This is a genomic window from Staphylococcus sp. GDY8P57P (genome assembly GCF_017892585.1).
GTDB lineage: Bacteria > Bacillota > Bacilli > Staphylococcales > Staphylococcaceae > Staphylococcus > Staphylococcus borealis.
Genome location: NZ_JAESLK010000079.1, coordinates 1 through 1,220 on the forward strand (window position 1 = coordinate 1; position 1,220 = coordinate 1,220).

2 protein-coding genes are annotated in these 1,220 nt (G+C 32.7%); both read right to left on the bottom strand.

Annotated elements, in window-relative coordinates; genetic code table 11:
- Positions 1 to 64 precede the first annotated feature (64 nt).
- Positions 65 to 505: a DUF334 domain-containing protein gene (locus KA878_RS13570; RefSeq protein ID WP_194378120.1), complete on the bottom strand. Its 441-nt coding sequence runs from the start codon at positions 503 to 505 to the stop codon at positions 65 to 67.
- On the bottom strand, positions 483 to 1,220 hold a 738-nt coding region (locus tag KA878_RS14455), incomplete at its 5' end, for a relaxase/mobilization nuclease domain-containing protein (protein ID WP_210142203.1). The genes KA878_RS13570 and KA878_RS14455, both read right to left, overlap by 23 nt.

Below are 1,220 nucleotides of genomic sequence, written 5' to 3' on the forward strand. Positions count from 1 at the left end.
TCAAATAGTCTTATTTTGCAATTTAAGGGGGTATTTAAAGCATTTAGCATTTCAAGGTATAAAACTATATAATTCTACTTGCAAGCCAATATAAGCTATATACAAAGCCAGCAAGTAATACATATGGTATTAAATAAGCTATATACCATAAATTGCCCCATATAGTCTCTGAGTGCTTTATCGTGTGATTTAGATTATCGTACGCTTGTATAATACCAAAAGCATCAAAAGCACCGTCCAATAAAGTACTTAAAATAGCAAAAGCTAAAAATGCGACAAACAAGGCTATTATCCCTGATTTAAACCACTTGAATTGCTTTCTTAATTTATTCTGTAATTCCTGTGTTTCTTCTAACATTTGCTTATTTTTTTGATGTGCTTGTTCCGTTTCTTTTGTGATTGTTTCTAACACATTGTCTTTATCAACTTCACTTAATTTTTTGTTTAATATATCTACAAACTTTTGATTATTATTTTCTAAGCTAGAGTGATAAGCCTCTGCCACGTTCTCGGTTTGTTTTATGAGTTGGTCTATCTTCTTGTTTCTGCTCTCGTTGTTCTCTTCTAGCATGTTCATTCTCTCTGCTATGAGTTTGTTTTGCTTTATCAAGTTCTCGTTGATTTCGTTTTTCTTTGTTTCTTCGTTCAAATTCTGCGAAGTCAACATTTGGTTTTCTGACTGGTTGTTCTTGGGATTGTTTCTGTTTGTTAATGGCATTCACTATCTCTCCCTTCTCATAATCTTCGCCTAACTTATTCCCACGTACTTTTTTATTTTCTTCTATGTGCAAATACGTGATTGTTTTATTCGTTACGCGAGCAACTTCAACCCCTTTGGTTTCTAAACGTTTCTTAAAATCATCAAAGTCTGTTGATTGTTCTTTCGTTTCTTCAATCGCCATTCTTACTTGATTTTTCCATGAAGCTTTATCATTATCTGATTTATCTATGATGTTTTGTTCTGCCTGTGTGTACCGAATTTGTGCCTGTCTGTCGGGAATTGATAGATTATGTGAAATACATATTTCATCATTCGCTTGTCGAATATCATGTAGTGCTTTTTTATTATTATTAAATTTCTTGCCAGTTTCTAAATCAATTGAATTAATCACAATATGATTATGAACATGGTCTGTGTCGTTATGCGTATATACGGCAACTTGATGATTAGGTGCTATCTTTTCGGCTAATTCTAAGCCTAATTGATTACATTGTTCTGG